We start from the raw sequence: 20,315 nt of genomic DNA on the forward strand, positions 1-20,315 counted from the left end.
CTATGAACTGTGGATGACTGGCCCGACATGTCGGGCCAGTCATCCACACGGCTGTTACTTCACCGTTTTAATGGACACGATCGTGGCCGCGTTACCCTCGGCGCGAAATTCGAACGCCACATGATCTCCGACCTTCAGACCCGCCAGTTGCTTTGCCGTTGCGGAAAACGCCATGGTCATGGCGGGCCACTGCACGGCCGGCACGGCGCCATGGGCGATAGTCACCGTGTGTTTCGTGGTATCAATGGCCTTGATCGTACCCTCGGCTTTGGCTGGAGCCTGCTTGGTCTCCTGCTTCATCTGCATACCTTCCATGGGCATAGCGTCCATCTTCATACCCGGCATGTCCGCTGCCTGGGCAGAAAGAGACAGTGCAACAACGGTGCTTGCAACTGCGATCAGGGTCAGTTTCATACTACTTTTCCTTGAGGGTCGGTGGGTACAACTGGGAGGCGTCGGCGACGCATCAAGCGGTAGGCGGCCGGAATGACGAACAGGGACAGTAAGGGGGCGGTCACCATGCCGCCGACCATGGGCGCGGCGATGCGACTCATCACTTCGCTACCGGTACCGCTGCCCCAAAGGATCGGTAACAGGCCAGCGATGATGACTGCCACTGTCATGGCCTTGGGTCGGACGCGTTGCACGGCGCCTTCACGAATCGCGGCGATCAATCCGTGTTCAGTGCTGTCGCCGACGTCTTCACGTTCGGCCCAGGCGTTTTTCAGGTAGAGCAGCATGATCACGCCAAATTCGGCAGACACACCGGCCAGGGCGATAAAACCGACACCGGTGGCCACCGACAAGTTGAATCCCAGCAGATAGAGGAACCAGGCCCCGCCAGTCAGTGCGAACGGCAGGGTGGCCATGATCAACAAGGCCTCGTCGAAGCGGGCGAATGTCAGGTAGAGCAGCACGAAAATGATCAGCAGCGTGGCCGGCACCACCAGCTTGAGCCGTGCATTGGCTCGTTCAAGAAACTCGAACTGTCCTGAGTAGCTCAGGCTCATGCCTGGCTGCAACTTGACCTGCTCACTGACGACCTTGCGCAGGTCGGCGACCACCGAGGCAATATCCCGGCCTCGCACGTCGATGTACACCCAGCCCGAAGGCCGTGCGTTCTCGCTCTTGAGCATCGGCGGGCCTTCACTGATCTTGACCTTCGCCACAGTACCGAGGGTGATCTGACTACCCAGCGGTGTGTAGATCGGCAGTTGCTCCAAGGCGCCGAGCGAGTCACGCCACTCACGGGGATAACGTACGTTGATCGGGAAGCGCGCGAGGCCTTCAATGGTCTCGCCGACGTTTTCACCGCCGATAGCGCCGGCCACTATCGACTGTACATCGGCGATATTCAGTCCGTAGCGGGCGGCGGCCTTGCGGTCGATATCCACATCGATATAACGCCCGCCAGTCAATCGTTCGGCCAGGGCCGAACTGACACCGGGCACATCCTTGGCCACGCGTTCGACCGCCTGGGTGGCCGCATCGATCTCCGTCAAGTTGGTGCCGGCAATTTTCACCCCGATCGGGCTCTTGATCCCGGTGGCGAGCATGTCGATGCGGTTGCGGATGGGCGGTATCCAGATATTGGTCAACCCAGGGACACGTACCACCCGATCCAACTCTTCCACCAGCTTCTCCTGGGTCATCCCAGGGCGCCACTGTTCACGCGGCTTGAATTGGATGGTGGTCTCGAACATCTCCAGCGGTGCCGGGTCGGTGGCGGTTTCGGCGCGGCCAGCTTTACCGAAGACATGTTCGACTTCGGGCACCGTCTTGATCAGTCGGTCGGTCTGTTGCAGCAGCTGCGCCGCTTTCTGCGCCGACAGCCCCGGCAGAGCCGAAGGCATATAGAGCAAATCGCCCTCGTCCAGCGGTGGGAGGAACTCGCCACCCAACTGAGAGATCGGCCATAACGCGCTGGAAAAGACCAGTACCGCGACCAGCATGGTGACTTTGGGCCGACGCAGCACCGCGTCCAGGGCCGGTTGATAGAGCCTGATCAACCAACGGTTCAACGGGTTCTGTTGTTCATTGGGAATCCGACCGCGAATCCAGTAGCCCATCAGCACCGGCACCAGGGTCACCGACAGACCGGCCGCCGCAGCCATGGCATAGGTCTTGGTGAAGGCGAGCGGGCCAAACAGACGGCCCTCTTGAGCCTCCAGGGTGAACACCGGGATGAACGACAGGGTGATGATCAGCAGGCAGAAGAACAGCGCCGGCCCCACCTCCGTCGCCGCTTCGGTCATCACATGCCAGTGATGTTCGCCCTTCAGCTCTTCCCCTGGATGGGCCGTGTGCCAGGCCTCGATCTTCTTGTGGGCGTTCTCGATCATGACCACGGCGGCGTCGACCATGGCGCCGATGGCGATGGCAATCCCGCCAAGGGACATGATGTTGGCGTTGATCCCTTGATGACGCATGACGATGAAGGCAATCAGTACCCCAACCGGCAGAGAGATAATCGCCACCAGGGATGAGCGCAGGTGCCAAAGGAATATCCCGCAGACCAACGCGACGACGATGAACTCCTCGAGCAGTTTGTGACTGAGGTTTTCCACGGCGCGGTCGATCAGCTTGCTACGGTCGTAGGTGGTGACGATTTCCACCCCCGCCGGCAGACTGCTTTTCAGTTCGTCGAGCTTGGCCTTGACCGCAGCAATGGTTTCGCGAGCGTTCTTGCCGCTGCGCAGAATCACCACGCCACCGACTGTCTCACCTTCGCCATCGAGTTCGGAGATGCCGCGCCGCATCTCCGGCCCCAGTTGGATCGTTGCCACATCACCAAGGGTCACCGGCACGCCACCCGCACTGAGCTTGAGGGGAATCGCACGAAAGTCATTCAGGGTCTTTAGATAGCCTGAGGCGCGGACCATGAACTCGGTTTCCGCCATCTCCAACACGGCGCCACCGGTTTCCTGATTGGCCTTGCCGATGGCGTCAGTCACCTGCGCCTGAGTGATACCCAGGCTGGCCAGTTTGAGTGGGTCGAGTTGCACCTGGTACTGCTTGACCATGCCGCCCACGGTGGCCACTTCCGCCACATTGGGCAGGGTCTTCAGCTCGAACTTGAGGAACCAGTCCTGAAGTGCGCGCAGTTGCGCCAAGTCATGTCCGCCACTGCGATCCACCAGTGCGTACTGATAGATCCAGCCCACCCCGGTGGCATCTGGCCCCAACGCCGGTTTGGCGCTGGCGGGCAGGCGACTTTGTATCTGGCTCAGATACTCCAACACCCGCGAGCGAGCCCAATACATATCGGTACCATCTTCGAACAGCACGTAAACGAAGCTGTCGCCGAAAAAGGAATAGCCACGTACGGTTTTGGCCCCTGGTACCGAGAGCATGGTGGTGGCCAACGGGTAGGTCACCTGGTTTTCAACGATCTGCGGCGCTTGTCCCGCATACGAGGTGCGGATGATCACCTGAACATCGGAGAGGTCCGGCAGTGCATCGATGGGGGTGCTCTGAACCGACCAAACACCCCAGGCCGTGACGAACAGCGTGGCCAGCAGTACCAGGAAGCGGTTGGCCACTGACCAGCGGATGAGGGCGGCGATCATGGCCGGCCCCCTAGTTTTTCCAGTCGCTCAACGCGCAAACCATCGTCGGTTTGGCTGACTGATACACGAACCTTGTCGCCCGTCTTGAGCCCTTGCATGAGCGCCGGGTCAGCCAATGGGAAGGTCATGGTCATGCCAGGCATGCCCAGCGTCTTGAAGGGGCCATGGGCGAGCGTCACGTCTTTGCTATTGATCTCGACAACCTGCCCATCCGCCTCATGGAAGGCGGATGCTGCGGCGGTAGAGGGTGGCGTTTCCGCCGTTCTCGCGACGATGCCCTTGAGGCTCGCCTCGGAGTCGAGCAGGAACTGTCCAGAGGTGACTACCTGCTGGCCTTCTTCCAGACCTTTCAACACCACCGTCTTGCCTTCGTTTTCTTCCCCGAGTTGCACCTCTACGGGTCGGTAGCGGCCAGCGTCTTCGGCGAGCATCACAAGGACGCGTCGACCGGTGCGAATGACTGCCTCGCTCGGCACCCACAATACACTTTGCTCAGTCGAACGATTCAGGCGCACCTGCGCGGTCAATCCTGGTCTGAGGCGCCCATCAGGGTTGGGCAATTCGACCCGCACGCGAACGGTGCGGCTGTCCGGATTGGTTTCGGGCAGAATCGCGCTGACCGTGCCCTTGAGCACTGTTTCTGGGAAGGCTGGCAGGCGTGCTTCTACTGTTTGACCGACGACGATCGATCCAGTCTCCGACTCTGGAACGGCCGCTGCTAGCCAGACACTACTCAAGCCATTGACTCGAGCCAGCGTCTCGCCGGCCGCCACGGTCATACCCGCACGCACATCCAGTTCCTGTAGCACTCCGCCGATAGGGCTGGTGAGAGTCAGGGTTGGCTGAGTCTTGCCGCTGCGTTCTACCTGGGCAATCAGTGCTGTCGGCATCCCCGTGAGGCGCAGCCGTTGGCGTGCCGCCGACAACAAGTCAGCATCACCGTTACGCTTCAGTGCGAGGAACTCTTCCTGGGCAGCAGCCCATTCCGGTACCAAGAGGTCAACCAATGGAGCATTGGCTTTGAGTACATCGCCTGGAGCACGGGCATAAACCCGCTCGACAAAACCAGAGGTGCGCGCCTGGATAACGGCGACATCCCGCTCGTTGAACGCCAGCACGCCGACCACGTCCAAGCTGGAGGCGAGGACCCCACGAGTGACTGCCGCGAGGCGCAGGCCGAGATTCTGAGTCAGGCTGGGGTCGATGCTGATGGCCGTACTGTCCGTTGCGGCATCGGCGTATCGGGGCACCAGCTGCATGTCCATGAAGGGCGATTTGCCCGGTTTATCGAACTTCTGCTGCGGGTACATCGGATCGTACCAATACAGGGCTTTGCGTTCGTCTTGCATCTTGGGACTCTGTTCGGCGGCCGCCCCCGGCATTGCGCTCATGCGATGCTGAGCGAACCAGTATCCGCCGACAACCCCTAGGGCGATCGACAAGCCGGTCAATAAAGCCCCTTTCCAGATTCGAGCGCTCATTGGCTGGTTTCCCCGTAATTGAAATACAAGCGCGCGTTGGTCAGGGCTCGCTGTTCTTCGAGGTCAATCTGTTTGAGGCGGGCCTCTATAAGTTCACGTCGGGCCGCGATGACCGGTGCCAGGTCACCTTTACCGGCGCGGTAGCTGGCCATGGTCAGCCCGACCTTTTCCTTGGCCAGGGGCACTAGACTTTCCTGGCTGCGGCGCACGGCACGATTCAGGCGCTCGTATTCGGCCAGACTCTCCTCCAATTGCTGGGTATGCTCGCGCACCATATCTTCACGCTCAGCCTCCAATTGGTTCAGTTCAGCGTGTTTGGCAGCAATCTTGGGATTTTGTCGGGAGTCGGGAAACAGTGGCAGGTCGAACGAGAACTGCACGCTGACCATGTCACCGAACTGACGGTCACGGTGTTGGTAATCGAGTTCCCAGCTCCAGTCGGACTGCTTTTCCGCTTCGGCTTCACGCACCTTGGCTTGCGCCTCGCGGGTCATCGGTTCGAAGGCGGCCAGTGCGGGGTGATGTTGCAGCTTATGGGAGTAGCTTGAGGTCTCGATGGGCCATTGCGGCAAACTGCCGGTTGGCGGGTCATTGGCGGCCGGGCCAATCCAGCGCTTGAGTGCAGCGCGGGCTTGAGTGCGGAGGCGGACCAGGTCGTCCTGTTGATCCGCCAATTGAGCCGCCTCCTGCTTGGGCGTTACCGCATCGGCAGGTTGGGCACGACCACCGGCGATCTGCGCACGGACGGTATCGGTCAACAGATGATTTTCTTTGTAAAAGTCCTGGAATAGCGCTTCCTTACGCTCGACGGAGTAGCTGCTGATCCAGGCCAGTGCAGTGGCCTGACGGACGTTCAGACGCTCGATACGGCCTTCGGCCGCGGCTCGGTCAACGGCCGCATCGGCCACTTCAATGCGTGCTTTGCGTTTGTCGCGGTTGGGCACTTCCTGCATGACCCCAACCATCTGCATGGTCATGAAGTCCTGGTTGATGCTCCAGCGATCGGGGCCGCCAATGGGATAGTTCTGCACGCCGAATTTTAACTTCGGATCGGGTAGTTCGCCGGCAGGGATGGCGGCACTGCTGGCGGCTTGCAGTTTGGCGGTTTGGGCGGTCAGCGACGGGGCATTGTTTTCGGCCAGTCGCAAGGCTTCATCGAGTGTCAGAGGGGCGGCTAGGCTCGGCAATGCCAGCACGCTTGCCGCCAGGGCAGCCACGACGGGCCACCCTGCACAATAGCGTAGGGAATTCATGTTCACGATTCCTGTGATGATCCACTGCGCGCCGTTTATACGTGCACGCAGATAGGCCATCCCGCGAGGGCGGGATGAGGCTCAATGTGGTACAGGAATCAAACGCGAGGTGGTCGCCACACCCCGGACGGGGACTGAGTGGGCAGGAAGTCGCTGAAGAGGGACAGCACCAGCGGACTGGACAAGCGGGTGGCAGGTTTCACAAACGACACTTGCAGCAAACTGCCGCTCTTGCATTCCTGGCCAGGTTTGCAGGGTTTGCCGTGATCGGAGGGGCTGTTCATGTCGTGGCAACAGTCCTTGCCCATATCCCCCATCATCGCCATGCCCGGTGTTTTCATCGGGCAGGGTTCTGTCGGTGCCTGATTGCCCGCCATCCCGCTTAAGGGAAGCGCCAGGCTAATCAGGAAAATGAGGCAACACCGCAGGTAGCGTTTCATGCGGGGGAGTCTAGTCGTTGATAACGGACTGCACAATTACGAATCTGTCAGGAAGAGCCTGCTGGTACCGTCTTCGACCTCGGTTACGGATTTGATCCTATGGGGACGCGGAGCGGATTCAGAGGTCATGAAGCGCATCGCCGCGCCTAGGGTGTTGGAACCTAACTACGTGGACATAGTCACAGTGCCGTTACTTTTAACTTCCTGGAGTCACTGTGTCTATAAAGAAGAAACTCATGGCTGTGGCTGCATGCACGATGATGTTTTCAGCGGTATCCATGCTGCCCGGTGAGCTGTCTTTCATCTCCTCAGCCCATGCAAAAGAGGGGGGTGGTCATGGCAATGGCGGCGGGAGTGGTGGCGGTAACGGAGGTAGTGGTGGCAGCGGCGGTAGTGGCCATTCTGGCGGAATTGGAAGCAATGGACAGGGCAAGGGACTGAGTGGCAATCATGATGGAAAGGCCGTAAGGGACGGTGGGATAAGCGGTCAGCATATCGGCAGTACCCGCACTGATAATGATACCGATAAGGATGGCAAGGCTGTCAGGGATAGAGGGTTAAGCGGTAAGCATACCGGCATCACCCGCACTGATAAGGATCGCAAGGCCGTAAGGGACAGGGGGTTAAGCGGTAAGCATACCGGCATTACCCGTACTGATATTGATACCGATAAGGATCGCCGTGGCTCGATCACTTCTGACGTTGCGCACTCTAAAGAGACGCGAGGGTTGACTAAGGCAACGTCGATTTCTGAGACCACGCCGGGTGAACACAACGAAAAAGGCTTGACCAACGCGGCTTTATCAACGACCAAACAAGACCATTAATTTCAACGTGGCCGGGCAAGGAGTGCAGCACTGCATGCTCGGTTTCGGAAAGCCTCTTATCAAGCAACCTTTAAAACATTGATAAATAAGATATAAATCTTAAGTCCGGCGCCGATCGACTGTAGGAGCTGACTTGTCTGCGAAGGCCATTCAACGCGGTGGGTCTGACAGATCGCGCCGTATGGTCTTCGCAGACAAAACTACGCGTCCCGGTCTCTCCTACGCCCTCCGGGCAGAATCGGGACCGTGTTTGCTGCGCGACAGCGCGGCGTCGAGGACGGGGCGGGATCTCTCATGACGGATCAATGTTCCTGCGTGGAACGACGTTTGACGAGCAACAGAATCAGTGCCGCCGCTGAAAATGCTGCACTCGCGTAGAAAGCAGTCGCTGCGCCGTGCATCTGCCAGAGCCAGCCAGCGATGACGCTTGCCAACAGCAAAGCAACCCCACTCACCAGATTGAATAGACCAAAGGCCGTGCCTTTAAGGTCGGGAGGGGTCGTGTCTGCTACCAGTGTTGCCAGAATCCCTTGGCTGAAGCCCATGTGCAGTCCCCACAAGGCAACGCCCAATAAAACCATGCCGACAGACTCGGCATACGCCAGCACCAGGTCGGCAAGAATCAGCAGCACCAGGCCGACACTGAGTAACGCGGTACGGTTGATGCTGTCTGACCATTTTCCAACCGGATAGGCCGACAACATGTAGAACCCGGACATCACGACCATGACCAGGGGCACCCAAGTGGCAGAGAATCCTAGCTGCTGAGCACGCAGGATCAGAAAAGCCTCACTGAAGCGCGCAAGGGTGAACGCTGCACCTATGCCCACGACCCACCAGTAGTTCTGTGAAAACTGGCTCAATGACTTCAGTCGGATAGGCGATCGAAAATGCTGTTGTACGGTTTCGTGCTTCGGCTCGCTGATCCCGAAAATGAGCAGCCCGACTGCCAGCACTGCGGGAATCACTGCAAACCACATCACCCGAGAAATATCATCGGCCAACAGCATCATCAGCAGGATCGCCAGGATGGGGCCTAAAAAGGCCCCCACGGTATCCATCGACTGGCGCAACCCAAAGCAAGCGCCCCTGATGGCGGCTGGCGCCACATCCGCGACGAGCGCATCACGCGGAGCGCCGCGTATCCCTTTACCGATCCGGTCCAGAATACGGGCGGTAAAGACCAGTTCCGCAGAGGTGGCCAAGGGAAATAACGGTTTGGTCAGCGCCGCCAGGCCGTAACCCAACAGCAATAGTTCTTTTCTGCGACCGATGAAGTCGCTGATTGCTCCGGAAAAAACTTTAACGATCAGTGCGGTTGCTTCCGCGACCCCTTCGATGAGGCCAACGGTCAGCATGCTGACGCCCAGTGTGCTCACCAAAAACACTGGCAACAGGCTATGCACCAGCTCCGATGATAAGTCCATGAACAGGCTGACGAATCCCAGCGCCCATACCGTGCGCGGAATGGCACGGGCCGATCCACTGGCAGATTCGCCCATCTGTTTTACCTCAGGATGGTTAGCCTGGTTCTTTTCACGGTCACTTGAAGCGTTTATCGACAATAACGCTTATTACCGCCTGTAGCCCGGGGAGCACGCATGGATGTTAACGATAAATCCATCCCTTGGAGATCGGTAATGCGAGCAGACGCTGGTACACACTTTCCAGCCCATCCACTAAACGCATTTTCAGTTGCTTGAAGCTCAGTGGCCGCGCGATGACCCAACTGCTGAGCAATGCCACCAGGAAGCCCCCGGCTATGTCGAACGGGAAATGCACACCCAGGTAAACACGAGCCCATCCAACTGCTGCGCCAAGCACAATGAGCAGAGCCCCGGTCTTGCGCAGATGGCTCCACAGGAGGGCCAGACCCAGGCTGAAGAAAACAACGGCATGATCGCTGGGGAAGGAGGTGTCCGGTGCGTGTGCCAGGAATGTATTACCCAACTCAATCATGAATGGCCTCGGATGTGGCCAGACTATACCGATCAACACGTTGCAACCCAGTCCAAGCAGGATAGTCAACACGGCAGTCACTGCAGCCGTTCTGCTCTCTCGTCCGCCCCATAGCCAGAGCCCGGTCAGTAGCAACGGAACACCATACATGAGCCATTGCGCCACGGCGGTCGCCATGAACAGCATCCCTGATGCGGGGTGTGCACTGGCATTGATTAGCAGAAACAGCGAATGATTCAGTTCTTCCACGGGGTGATCTCAGTCATAGATGAAACATTGATGATCGCAGCCAGTGAGAGGCCTTTCAACTCTGTGTTTGATGTGTCCGATGAAGAAGCGCTGTCCCTGGGGCAAGGGCAGCGCTTAATCCTGGTCAATGGCCCCGCGATTGAGCCCTCCAGACGGTTCAGGACGCGAACCAGCGCAAAGTCATCGCATTATGTAGTGGATAAAAATATTCACTACATGACCATTGACGCCTCCACCGTCCGCTTGCATTATGCACTCGTCTCCCTGATCGGGAGCGCTGGCAAGGGTGTTCTGAGCATGCTCGACAAGCCGCCGAGCTGTTCCCGGAAGTGTACTGCCCACAAGGCAGATTGATGAAGCTGACTGGCATGATCGTCCCCGCAAGGGCGAGAAGCGCTGGCGAGACATTCTCATGATGCTTGTGGCTGACTTCGTTACTGTCGCCAGTGGTTTTCTTGGGCTTTCGCTCGTTCTCCTCGATAGGAAGCTGCTGTAGCCGCTTCTGATCAACGCTACATTCATCAAACCCCAAGCCAGATCTGCACTCGATGGACAACATGAGTCGTCGTTGGTGTGCAGTGTCAATCAAACGGCCGATTGGATGCCATGTTTGAGTTAACCAAGACAGATCAACGAATGGTCAAGGGGCATACAGATGAATTTGAACAATCAACCTACTATCGATGAATTGGCCCGACTGTTCGCGTCGCAAAAGGACAGCGTTGATAGCCATATACTCTGGGTATGCGAGTCGGGGGAGGTTCATATTGATCGCCTGTCGCTCCACTCGGGAGAAAATGAATTCGAGACGTGCAACCCGAGCATGCGCGCCAGGTTCAGAATGTACCGCCGGGGCCAAGGCTATGTCGGGAAAAAAGCTGCGGCTGACAAGGACTTCATCGGGCGTGTCCTTCAAACACTGAAACAAGAGTGGAGCCTGATCCAAAACAAATCCGGGGTTTGTTTCGTCGACAGCTACTGCTGAGTGTTGCTGCTGCGTCGCGGGTAACTTGGGAGGGAGCCTGGGTTACCAGCGATACCTCTTGCGTTCGAGTCGTTGAATACACGCCAGGCTAAGAGTCGGAGAGGGTCGTCAATCTGTTCTATGCAGAGTTGGATTGAGCCAGGGACTTCAACGCATCAATGACCTGTCTCAACGCGTTGCTGAGCGGCTTGTCCTGACGCAGCACAATGCCCAGGGTGCGCGTCAAACCGGGTGTCAGGGCTCGTACTTGAAGGCCGCGCCGATGATGGGCCGCAGACACTGACATGCTGGGCACTATGCTATAGCCCAGGCCAGCGGCAACCATTTCCTTGATCGCCTCGATGCTGCCCAGTTCCATCACCGGTTTGATGCGTATGCCGGATTTTAAATACCACTCGTTTATCAACAGGCGTGTACTGCTGCCGGCTTCAAATATCACCAGCGGGTAGTTGATCAGCGCCTCAGGGGTGATGCAGTCCGGAATCTGGTTTTCACTGGTGCAGAAGATCGCGACAAAGTCGTCATCCCGCAGCGGAGTGATCGCCAGACTGCGCCCCAGGGCTGGAAGGGTAACAAGCGCCAGATCCAGACGATTTTCCTCTACCGCCTTGAGCATACCTTCGGTGTTGCCGGTACTGACTCGAACCTCCAGTGCTGGAAACGATTGCCGAAGGGCCTGGAGTATGGGCGGCAGAAGGTGGATGCACGCGGTCGCGCCGGTACCCATGGCGATGGTTCCGGCAACCCCTTGGGTGTGACTTGATAGATCCAGCAAGGCATCTTCAACGGCCGCGTCAATGTGAGTGATGTGTTCCAACAGCACTGTACCGGCTGACGTTGGCTTGATCCTCTTTCCGACGCGCTCGATCAACCGCACAGTCAGACGCTGCTCCAACTGACGAATGTGCAGGCTGACCGCTGGTTGGGTCAGACCCAGTTTCTCCCCCGCGGCGGAGAAGCTGCCGCAAGCGATAACCTGTGAAAAAGTATGCAAGTGGTTCAGGTTTAGTCGATGCATCTCAAAGTTTTTCTTATGCTGGGGATAAGAAATCATAACTTTTTTTTGATTGGGGCCGACGGCATCATTGCACCCATCCAGCCAGCAATTGAAGTAAACGAGAAATGAAGATCAGCGGCACTCCACTCCTGCGCGACGCCTGCGAAAACGATATGCCTGCGGTGCAGAGCATTTATGCGCAACACGTTGTCGGTGGTATCGCCAGCTTTGAACTGGACGCACCGAGCGTGGAAGAAATGATCTGCCGACGCGCTGATGTTCTATCAAAAAGACTGCCGTATCTGGTCGCAGAACTGGCGGGCGAGGTGGTCGGTTATGGCTACGCAACACTTTACCGACCGCGTCCTGGATACCGTTTTACCGTTGAGGATTCGGTCTATGTCCGCGACGGTTCAGGAGGGAATGGCATTGGCCAGGCATTACTCGGCGAACTCATAGAACGTTGTACGCGGGGCGGGTGGCGGCAAATGATCGCAATCATCGGCAATAGCGAAAACCACGCCTCGGTTCGACTGCATGAGCGGCTCGGTTTCCACCGGGTGGGCGTTTTTGAGTCGGTCGGCTTCAAGCATGGTCGCTGGGTGGACACCATTCTGATGCAGCGTGCGCTGGGCGATGGCGCGCTCAGTTTGCCGTCGGCATAAAGTGATCACAGCAGGTTTGACTCGAGATGCAGTGCTGCGATTGGACGTTGCTGACTTGACTGTTAAGTTGCGGCTGGCAAAAAAAACTGTATATCCATACAGATAAAGGTTGCCTGAACACCCGGCACTGCGCATGCTGTACGTCATCTCTGCAAGAAATGAATGATGTCCATGCAGCTCTTCCTGTGTGAAAAACCTTCTCAGGCCAAAGACATTGCCAAGGTGCTTGGCGCCAACCGACGCGGCGACGGCTGCTGGGTGGGGTCGAACGTAACGGTGACCTGGTGCATCGGCCACCTCCTGGAAACCGCACCGCCGGATGCCTACGACGCCCGCTATAAACGCTGGGTTCTGGCCGATCTACCCATCGTCCCCCAGCAGTGGAAGATGTTGGTAAAACCGAAGACCGCCAGCCAGTTCAAAGCGGTCAAGCGTTTGCTCGGCGAAGCCCATGAGCTGGTCATTGCCACTGACGCTGACCGCGAGGGTGAGATGATCGCCCGTGAATTGGTAGAGCATTGCCGGTATCGTGGACCGATTCAACGGCTCTGGCTGTCGGCCCTGGACGATGCCTCCATCCGCAAGGCATTAGCGGCGCTCAAGCCCGGTGCCGAAACGTTCAGTCTCTACCATTCGGCGTTGGGCCGTTCCCGTGCCGACTGGCTGATCGGCATGAACATGAGCCGGTTATTCACGCTGCTTGGGCGTCAGTCCGGCTACCAAGGCGTACTGCCGGTGGGTCGCGTACAGACGCCGACCCTGCGTCTGGTCGTGGACCGCGATCGCAGCATTGCTGATTTCGTGCCGGTCCCGTATTGGGCCATCGAGGTCCAGCTGCTTAGCGGTGGTACGTCTTTCTCTGCACAGTGGTGCCCTCCAGAAGACACATGCGACGAACACGGTCGCTGCCAGGATCAGACGCTGGCGAAAAAGGCTGCGGCGATTTTGCGTGACGCCATGAGCGCCCGAGTGTCCAGGCTGCGCACCGAGCGTATGCGCGAACCGCCGCCTTTGCTTTTTGATCTGGGCACATTGCAGGAAGTGTGCTCCAAAAAGCTGGGTCTTGGCGCCCAGGAAACCCTGGATATCGCCCAGGCACTCTACGAGAACTACAAAGTCATTACCTACCCGCGCAGTGATTGCGGCTATCTGCCACTGAGTCAGCACAGCGAGGCCGCGGCGATACTGGCCGGCCTGGGGCGTGCCGATCCAGACCTGGCCGACCTGCTGAAGCATGTCGACCCGCAGCGCCGCTCGCGGGCCTGGAACGACGCCAAGGTCAGTGCCCACCACGGCATCATCCCGACTGCCGCAACGATTGACCTTGGGCGCTTGGCGGGCAAACAACGGGCGGTCTACACCTTGATACGCGCGCGCTATGTGGCGCAGTTTCTGCCGAACCACGAATACGATCGAACCCAGGCAGACCTCGAGTGCGCCGGGCAGGCGTTGCGTGCGGTGGGCAAGCGGATCGTCGAGCCGGGCTGGCGGCGTGCGTTGCCGCAAGCCCTGACGCCCACCAAAGGTCGCGAAGCGCCTCCCCCCCAGGCATTGCCAGCCCTGACCGAGGGGCAAGATTGCGCCGTTACGGACGTGATGCTGAAGGATCTATGGACCCAGCCGCCAAAACCCTTCACCGAGGGTGATCTGATCAAGGCGATGAAAAATGTTGCCAAGCTGGTAGCCGATCCCCGGCTCAAGCAAAAACTCAAGGACACCACCGGTATCGGCACCGAGGCGACGCGCGCCGGGATCATCCAGGGATTGCTGGATCGGGGCTACCTGACCAAGGTGGGCAAGGCATTGGCCGCCACCCCGGCAGCCTTCAGCCTGATCGACGCCGTTCCCCGAGCCATCGCCGATCCTGGCACCACGGCCATCTGGGAGCAGGCACTGGACATGGTGCAAAGCGGCGAGATGAGCCTGGAGGATTTCGTTGCCAAGCAGTCAGCGTGGATGAGCAAGCAGGTGGAGCGTTGCGCCAGCCTGAGCCTGACCATCACCGGACCGGCGAGCCCGTCCGGTCGCGGCGGTGGAGCCTGGAAGAAGAAACGCAAGACATCGACCCGCAAGAAACCCGCAGTGGGTTGACGCACCTCACAGAAAACCCTGTTCCATCCGTAATCGCCACCGCCCGTTGAACCGCAGCTCGGTCGCCGATAACGGCTCGATATCGATGGCGTTGAAGGCGGCGGGCGGGCATTGCAGGGCGTGCAGGATGGCGGCGCGGATCACGAACGGGTGGGTGATCACCACAAAATGCCCTGGCGTTCGCAGGGTGTCGAGCCAGGCGCCGACGCGCGCGCAGACCTGGGCTACGGATTCGCCGCCATGGGGTGCCGAAGCGCTGTCGGCAATCCAGGTCTGAAGCGCCTCGGCTTCATGTTCCTGTAGATCGTTGATGCGCTGCCCTTGCCAGCGCCCAAAATCGCAATCGTGCAGTTCGGGGACGATCTCCATCTCCGAGCCGAACAGGTGAGCGGTTTGCCTGGCGCGGGTTTCTGGTGCGCTGAGCAGATGCGCCGACGGTTTGAAGGTGCCGGACAGGGAATGCCCCGCAGCCTGCCAATCCAGTTCGATGGGCTCATCCAGCGGAAAACGCGCGAGTTTTTGCGCGAGGGTTCGGGCATGGCAAATCAGGGTCAAACGAATAGCCATCACTGAGAACCATCTGGTTTTGCGAATTGAGGAGAGTACACTGCCAGCGCAGTTGCATCATTTTGTTGCGAAGCAGGAAGCCGGTTCGATTCCGGCGCGGTCGCGCCACTGTATTCGGTATTTTACCGTAAGCCAGACCTTGCTTCGTCCATCCCGTAATCCGTACTGGGACGCGTATTCCCTGGAGGCTTTTATGGCTTATAGCGCTACAACACAAACCGATATTTCAATCCCCGCCATTCCGCTGGGGGAAATCCTGCCATGGGCGATTTTCGTCGGCTTGCTATTGATGCTGGCCCTTTATTTCGTCGGTGCTGAACAAGGCGCGACGTCGTTGATTTCCGGGATGTACGTTCATGAGTTTGTGCATGACGGTCGCCACCTGCTTGGCTTCCCTTGCCACTGACTTAAATCAAGGAACATTCCATGACTGGGCATTTACTCGTCCGGGGAATGCTGGTGGGCCTGCTCGCCGGTATTCTCGCGTTTGGTTTTGCAAAAGTGTTTGGTGAGCCGCAGATCGACAGGGCGATTGCCTTCGAAGAACAAATGTCTGCGATGCATGGCGATGCGCATGAAGAAGAACTGGTCAGCCGCGAAGTGCAAAGCACTGTCGGCCTGCTGACAGGGATCCTGGTGTACAGCGTTTCGCTGGGCGGAATCTTTGCCCTGGTGTTTGCCTATTCGCTGGGCCGCGCAGGGTCTATAGGTCCTCGTGGGCTGGCCGCATTGCTGGCATTGGCGGCGTTCGTCGCGGTGATTCTGGTGCCGGGCTTGAAATATCCCGCCAACCCGCCCTCGATCGGTGATCCGGAAACAATCGGGCAGCGCACAAAACTGTTCTTCCTGATGCTGTTGGTTTCCGTGGCCGCGATGGTCATTGCGATCAATGCGGCGCGTAAGCTGATTGCCAGTCGCGGCGTCTGGAGTGGATCGCTGCTGGCTGTCGCGCTGTACCTGGTGATCGTTGCGGTGGCGGGCTTGCTGTTCCCGACCATCAACGAAGTGCCGGACAGCTTCTCTGCCGTGCTGCTGTGGAAGTTCCGTGTGGCCTCCCTGGGCATTCAAATCGTGCTGTGGACCACCGTCGGGCTGACGTTCGGCTGGCTGGCCGAGCGTAAGTTGAAGCCCGTGGGCTCATCATCGCGGGCCAGGTTTCACTCGTGATCAAGCGCCAATCGTGATTAAAGGCCCGCCTCGTGCGGGCCTTTTGCTATAAGCCATTTGTCAGATGACCCACATGGCCGATATGCGGCATAGTCGACGCATTGATCCCGGTTGTCCGACATTTGATCCTGATAGGAGATCCCGCCCCGTCTTCGACGCCGCGCTGTCGTGCAGCAAACACGGTCTCGATTCAGGGGATCGGCGTTTTGATGAAATTTATGTTTTATTTTTCAATGGCTTATCGGTTTATTGATAGGAGGGGCGCATGACAACGACTGTTCTGGTGCTGGTGGAAACCATCAACGACTATCTGCCGATACTCGAAAGCAGTGGCTTCAACCTGATTCTTGCTCCGACTCCGGTCGAACGGGCAAAGGCCATTGCAACCCACGGCGCCCGGATCAATGCGGTGTTGACTCGTGGTCCGTTGGGTTTTTATGCCGAGGAAATGGCCGCGCTGCCACACCTGGAAATCATCTGCGTGATCGGCGCCGGGTATGAGCACGTCGATCTTGAGGCTGCTCAGGCTCGGGGCGTCGTGGTGACCAACGGGGCAGGGGTCAACGCGCCCTCGGTCGCTGACCATGCGCTGGCGCTGCTGCTCTCGCTGGTGCGTGATATCCCGCGTGCCGATGCCTCGGTGCGGCGCGGCGAGTGGAGCAAGATCATGCGTCCTTCGCTGGCCGGCAAACGCCTGGGTATTCTGGGGCTGGGCGCTGTGGGCCTGGCGATCGCCAAGCGTGCCGCACTGGGCTTTGATATGTCTGTGAGTTATCACAATCGCCATCCGCGCAGCGATGTGTCCTACGCGTATTGCGCAACCCCGAGCGAACTGGCGAGCGCATCGGACTTCTTCATCGTCGCAACGCCGGGCGGTACGGGAACTCGGCAGCTGGTCGACAAGCAGGTTCTTGAGGCCCTTGGCCCCACGGGTTTTATCGTCAATATCGCGCGTGCGAGCGTTGTCTCGACCGCCGATTTGATCGATGCGCTTGAACACAAACGTATCGCTGGCGCCGCACTGGATGTGTTTGACGATGAGCCACACGTGCCAGACGCGCTCAAGGCATTGGGCAACGTGGTGCTCACACCCCATGTCGCCGGTCTATCGCCGGAAGCTTCACAGGGCACTGTTCAGTTGGTGGCGGACAATCTGCTGGCGTATTTCTCCGGGCAACCGGTACTGACGCCAGTGCACCACTGACTCGATCGAGGGCTCTGTTATCCCTGCACTGACCTGCCGTCGCAAGCAGCGGCCCACCAGGTATCGAGCGTCATCCTGAGCCAACGGGCAACGCTGGCATAGGCCTGTACCTGATCGTTGTCACTGCTGCGCGGCAGTGGCGATTCGTCACCGAAATGCTGATTGAGGGTTGCTACGGATTCCTCGTTCCATTCGGGATGGAACTGCAAGCCAACACGTCGCGGCCCCAATGAAAACATCTGTTGTTTACAGGCTGCGCTGACGCCATGCCCCTTAGCGCCAGGTGGCAGACTGAATGAGTCTTCATGCCATTGCAGCACGTCGAGTGTCTGGCCATCGTCGAACTGCACATTGCTCCAGCCGGTTTCCATCTCTGGCATGCGCCCCACGGTTGCGTGGAGGCCCAGGGCCAACAACTGGGAACCGAGACAGATGGCAAAAACCGGGGCACCCTGTGCCAGGCTCGCGGCAAGCCACTCACGCTCCGCCTGTAGCCATGACGGGCCGGCGTTGGCTTCGTAGGGTCCACCCAGCAGCATGACGGGGGCGTCACCCACGGGCGGCAGTTGACCAAGGTAGGCACGGAAAATAGCTAAAGACAGGCCTCGCTCTTCAGCCCAGCGCGCGATTTCGCCCGGTCCTTCGGCAGGGTGGTGCTGTACCAGATTCAGCGTTAGTGGTTGCGACGTCACTCGTTTTTTTCCTTTGAAAGCAGGGCTCGGTTCAGCGCCAACTATACTCATCCGGTCGGTAAAAGGAGAGGACCATGATTCAATGCAAACGAGCCTATGACCCGGCATCTCCTGCCGACGGCCACCGTGTATTGATCGACCGCCTGTGGCCGCGCAACGTGCGTAAGGATCAACTGATTCTGAACGAATGGCTGCCTGACACAGGCCCGACTACCGCATTGAGAAAAGCCTTCAAAAGTGGCGAGTTGAACTTCGCAGACTTTCGTACAGCGTATCGACAGGAACTGACGGCCCACCCGGAGCATTGGTGGAGACTGCTCGAGTCAGCCCGCCAGGGCACGCTGACACTCATCTACTCTGCGAAAGACATCCAGCATAACAATGCCATCGTGCTAGTGGAGTGGCTTGAAGACGAGTTGGATAAACAAGGGCCGCAAAGTTCACCCGTGTGTTATGCCGGGGAGCAACTGAATTGAGCGGCTGATTGCGCCGAGCCTGGAAATAACATCAATAAAAGTGCAGTCAGGCATCATTATTTTGACATTGCCCAGCCTTCTGTCGATTGGCACACTGCTGGGGTTCACAGCTCAATCCTCATTACCCGATGTCATCGGGTACCCGTCTCGTTGGGTCATGAATACCAGGTTGAAGGCATACAGTGTCTTTTCCTGGGTATTAGCGTGAGTCACTCAGCGTTTTCTTGAGCAATGGAATAATGATGGCCAGTGCAACGCCTCCTGATATCAGCGCTTCTTATAATTATGAAATCGTTCGCCGTTTCACTCTAATGACCCTGTTCTGGGGAATCCTTGGTATGGGGATGGGGGTGGTTCTGGCGGCCCAGTTAGTCTGGCCTCAACTGAACCTTGAATTGCCCTGGACCACGTTCGGCCGGCTGCGTCCGATCCATACCAATCTGGTGATTTTTGCATTTGGCGGAGGGGCATTATTCGCCACTTCGTTCTATGTGGTCCAACGCACCAGCCGGGTCCGGTTGATATCGGACAAGTTGGCCAACTTTGTGTTCTGGGGCTGGCAAGCGATTATCGTCGCGCTGCTGATTACTTACCCACTGGGTTTAACCACGTCTAAAGAATACGCCGAGATGGAATGGCCCATCGCGATAGCGGTGGTCTTTGTCTGGGTAGCGTATGCCTACTTATTCTTCGGCACTATTGCCCGACGCACCGTAAAACATATTTATGTCGGCAACTGGTTTTACGGTGCCTTCATCGTGGTCACGGGCATGGTGCATGTGATTAACCATCTCTCTATCCCGGTCAGCCTGTTCAAGTCCTATTCAATTTATTCCGGCGCGACCGATGCGATGGTGCAGTGGTGGTATGGTCACAGCGTCGTGGGCTTTATTCTCTCCGTCGGTTTTCTGGGCATGATGTATTACTTCGTGCCCAAGCAGGCCGAGCGTCCTATCTATTCCTATCGCCTGTCCATCGTGCACTTCTGGTCGATCATTACCCTCTACATTTGGGCCGGTCCGCACCATTTGCACTACACCGCGCTGCCGGATTGGGCGCAGTCGCTGGGTATGGCGATGTCGCTGATTCTGTTGGCGCCAAGCTGGGGCGGCATGATCAACGGCATGATGACCCTGTCGGGTGCATGGCACAAACTGCGTACCGACCCGATCCTGCGATTCCTGGTGGTGTCGCTGGCGTTCTACGGCATGTCGACGTTCGAAGGCCCGATGATGGCGATCAAGACCGTCAACTCGCTGTCTCACTACACGGACTGGACCATCGGCCACGTACACGCCGGCGCTCTGGGCTGGGTCGCGATGATCTCGATCGGCACGCTGTATCACATGATTCCCAAGCTGTATGGCCGTGAGCAGATGCACAGCGTGGGGCTGATCAACGTTCACTTCTGGCTGGCGACCATCGGCACCGTTCTGTACATCGCTTCGATGTGGGTCAACGGCATCACCCAGGGTTTGATGTGGCGCGCGATCAACGAAGACGGGACATTGACCTACTCCTTCGTCGAGGCATTGCAAGCCAGTCACCCGGGTTACATCGTGCGGCTTATCGGCGGCGCCACGTTTGCGAGTGGGATGCTGCTGATGGCCTACAACACCTGGCGCACTGTGCGGGCTGGAGAGCGTAACGTTCAATCGGCCATTGCGACCGTTGCCTGATTGACGATTTGAAG

20 protein-coding genes and 1 riboswitch are annotated in these 20,315 nt (G+C 58.3%); of the genes, 10 read left to right on the plus strand and 10 right to left on the minus strand.

The genetic code is table 11. The annotated features are described in order from the left end of the window. Positions 1 to 54: 54 nt before the first annotated feature. The 5 genes from AC1MEE_RS03835 to AC1MEE_RS03855 form a co-directional block, all read right to left on the minus strand. Complete coding sequence (locus tag AC1MEE_RS03835) at positions 55 to 414, minus strand: copper-binding protein (protein ID WP_480413927.1); 360 nt, start codon at positions 412 to 414, stop codon at positions 55 to 57. Further along, positions 411 to 3,569, minus strand: a complete 3,159-nt coding sequence (locus AC1MEE_RS03840; RefSeq protein ID WP_480413928.1) for an efflux RND transporter permease subunit — start codon at positions 3,567 to 3,569, stop codon at positions 411 to 413. The genes AC1MEE_RS03835 and AC1MEE_RS03840 overlap by 4 nt, the downstream gene beginning before the upstream one ends. Next, on the minus strand, positions 3,566 to 5,050 hold the full coding sequence (locus AC1MEE_RS03845; RefSeq protein WP_480413929.1) for an efflux RND transporter periplasmic adaptor subunit: 1,485 nt from the start codon (positions 5,048 to 5,050) through the stop codon (positions 3,566 to 3,568). Before AC1MEE_RS03845 ends, AC1MEE_RS03840 begins: the two co-directional genes overlap by 4 nt. Then, a complete protein-coding gene (locus AC1MEE_RS03850; protein WP_480413931.1) occupies positions 5,047 to 6,303 on the minus strand; it encodes a TolC family protein in 1,257 nt (418 codons plus the stop codon). The genes AC1MEE_RS03845 and AC1MEE_RS03850 overlap by 4 nt, the downstream gene beginning before the upstream one ends. A gap of 98 nt (positions 6,304 to 6,401) precedes the next feature. Then, entirely contained in the window at positions 6,402 to 6,743 is a 342-nt protein-coding gene (locus AC1MEE_RS03855; protein ID WP_480413933.1) for a hypothetical protein, read from the minus strand. Positions 6,744 to 6,979: 236 nt separating this feature from the next. Here AC1MEE_RS03855 and AC1MEE_RS03860 point away from each other — a divergent pair, with 236 nt between their 5' ends. Next, on the plus strand, positions 6,980 to 7,570 hold the full coding sequence (locus AC1MEE_RS03860; RefSeq protein WP_480413934.1) for a hypothetical protein: 591 nt from the start codon (positions 6,980 to 6,982) through the stop codon (positions 7,568 to 7,570). A gap of 302 nt (positions 7,571 to 7,872) precedes the next feature. On the opposite strand, the gene AC1MEE_RS03865 is transcribed toward AC1MEE_RS03860, so the two are convergent. Continuing rightward, positions 7,873 to 9,072 (minus strand): MFS transporter, encoded by a 1,200-nt coding sequence (locus AC1MEE_RS03865; RefSeq protein WP_480413935.1) that lies wholly within the window; start codon positions 9,070 to 9,072, stop codon positions 7,873 to 7,875. 106 nt (positions 9,073 to 9,178) lie between these two features. Beyond that, a complete protein-coding gene (locus tag AC1MEE_RS03870; protein WP_480413937.1) occupies positions 9,179 to 9,778 on the minus strand; it encodes a phosphatase PAP2 family protein in 600 nt (199 codons plus the stop codon). On the opposite strand from AC1MEE_RS03870, the gene AC1MEE_RS03875 reads away from it, so the two are divergent. Together AC1MEE_RS03875 and AC1MEE_RS03880 are read left to right on the plus strand one after the other, a co-directional pair. Next, on the plus strand, positions 9,761 to 10,132 hold the full coding sequence (locus AC1MEE_RS03875) for a hypothetical protein (protein ID WP_480413938.1): 372 nt from the start codon (positions 9,761 to 9,763) through the stop codon (positions 10,130 to 10,132). The two genes, AC1MEE_RS03870 and AC1MEE_RS03875, sit on opposite strands and share 18 nt — an antisense overlap. 301 nt (positions 10,133 to 10,433) lie before the next feature. Further along, positions 10,434 to 10,763 (plus strand): hypothetical protein, encoded by a 330-nt coding sequence (locus AC1MEE_RS03880; RefSeq protein ID WP_480413939.1) that lies wholly within the window; start codon positions 10,434 to 10,436, stop codon positions 10,761 to 10,763. Between the two features lie 118 nt (positions 10,764 to 10,881). Here the strand turns inward: AC1MEE_RS03880 and AC1MEE_RS03885 are convergent, their stop codons facing one another. After that, on the minus strand, positions 10,882 to 11,781 hold the full coding sequence (locus AC1MEE_RS03885; RefSeq protein ID WP_480413940.1) for a LysR family transcriptional regulator: 900 nt from the start codon (positions 11,779 to 11,781) through the stop codon (positions 10,882 to 10,884). A 104-nt stretch (positions 11,782 to 11,885) separates the two neighbouring features. Between AC1MEE_RS03885 and AC1MEE_RS03890 the strand changes: the two genes are divergently transcribed. Further along, on the plus strand, positions 11,886 to 12,425 hold the full coding sequence (locus AC1MEE_RS03890) for an N-acetyltransferase family protein (protein ID WP_480413941.1): 540 nt from the start codon (positions 11,886 to 11,888) through the stop codon (positions 12,423 to 12,425). A 171-nt stretch (positions 12,426 to 12,596) separates the two neighbouring features. After that, positions 12,597 to 14,516 carry a DNA topoisomerase III gene (locus AC1MEE_RS03895; protein ID WP_480413942.1) on the plus strand — a complete coding sequence of 640 codons (1,920 nt, stop codon included), beginning with the start codon at positions 12,597 to 12,599 and terminating at the stop codon, positions 14,514 to 14,516. 6 nt (positions 14,517 to 14,522) lie between these two features. On the opposite strand, the gene AC1MEE_RS03900 is transcribed toward AC1MEE_RS03895, so the two are convergent. Beyond that, the gene (locus tag AC1MEE_RS03900) at positions 14,523 to 15,086 is read right to left on the minus strand and encodes a histidine phosphatase family protein (RefSeq protein WP_480413943.1); all 564 of its coding nucleotides are present in this window, start codon (positions 15,084 to 15,086) and stop codon (positions 14,523 to 14,525) included. A 48-nt stretch (positions 15,087 to 15,134) separates the two neighbouring features. Further along, positions 15,135 to 15,277, plus strand: a riboswitch (adenosylcobalamin (AdoCbl) riboswitch). Between AC1MEE_RS03900 and AC1MEE_RS03905 the strand changes: the two genes are divergently transcribed. The 3 genes from AC1MEE_RS03905 (at position 15,277) to AC1MEE_RS03915 (ending at position 17,454) form a co-directional block, all read left to right on the plus strand. Next, entirely contained in the window at positions 15,277 to 15,489 is a 213-nt protein-coding gene (locus AC1MEE_RS03905) for a CbtB domain-containing protein (RefSeq protein ID WP_480413945.1), read from the plus strand. Its footprint overlaps the riboswitch before it by 1 nt. A 20-nt stretch (positions 15,490 to 15,509) precedes the next feature. Continuing rightward, entirely contained in the window at positions 15,510 to 16,250 is a 741-nt protein-coding gene (locus AC1MEE_RS03910) for a CbtA family protein (protein WP_480413946.1), read from the plus strand. Positions 16,251 to 16,515: 265 nt separating this feature from the next. Beyond that, a complete protein-coding gene (locus tag AC1MEE_RS03915; RefSeq protein ID WP_480413947.1) occupies positions 16,516 to 17,454 on the plus strand; it encodes a 2-hydroxyacid dehydrogenase in 939 nt (312 codons plus the stop codon). Positions 17,455 to 17,471: 17 nt separating this feature from the next. Here AC1MEE_RS03915 and AC1MEE_RS03920 read toward each other — a convergent pair whose 3' ends face one another. Beyond that, positions 17,472 to 18,146, minus strand: a complete 675-nt coding sequence (locus AC1MEE_RS03920; RefSeq protein WP_480413948.1) for a type 1 glutamine amidotransferase — start codon at positions 18,144 to 18,146, stop codon at positions 17,472 to 17,474. A gap of 74 nt (positions 18,147 to 18,220) precedes the next feature. Here AC1MEE_RS03920 and AC1MEE_RS03925 point away from each other — a divergent pair, with 74 nt between their 5' ends. Together AC1MEE_RS03925 and ccoN are read left to right on the plus strand one after the other, a co-directional pair. Further along, the gene (locus AC1MEE_RS03925; protein ID WP_480413949.1) at positions 18,221 to 18,622 is read left to right on the plus strand and encodes a DUF488 domain-containing protein; all 402 of its coding nucleotides are present in this window, start codon (positions 18,221 to 18,223) and stop codon (positions 18,620 to 18,622) included. Positions 18,623 to 18,864: 242 nt separating this feature from the next. Further along, complete coding sequence (gene ccoN, locus AC1MEE_RS03930) at positions 18,865 to 20,301, plus strand: cytochrome-c oxidase, cbb3-type subunit I (RefSeq protein WP_480416148.1); 1,437 nt, start codon at positions 18,865 to 18,867, stop codon at positions 20,299 to 20,301. The last annotated feature ends 14 nt before the right edge of the window (positions 20,302 to 20,315 follow it).

The sequence above is a fragment of the Pseudomonas sp. ASL3 genome, from assembly GCF_056680425.1.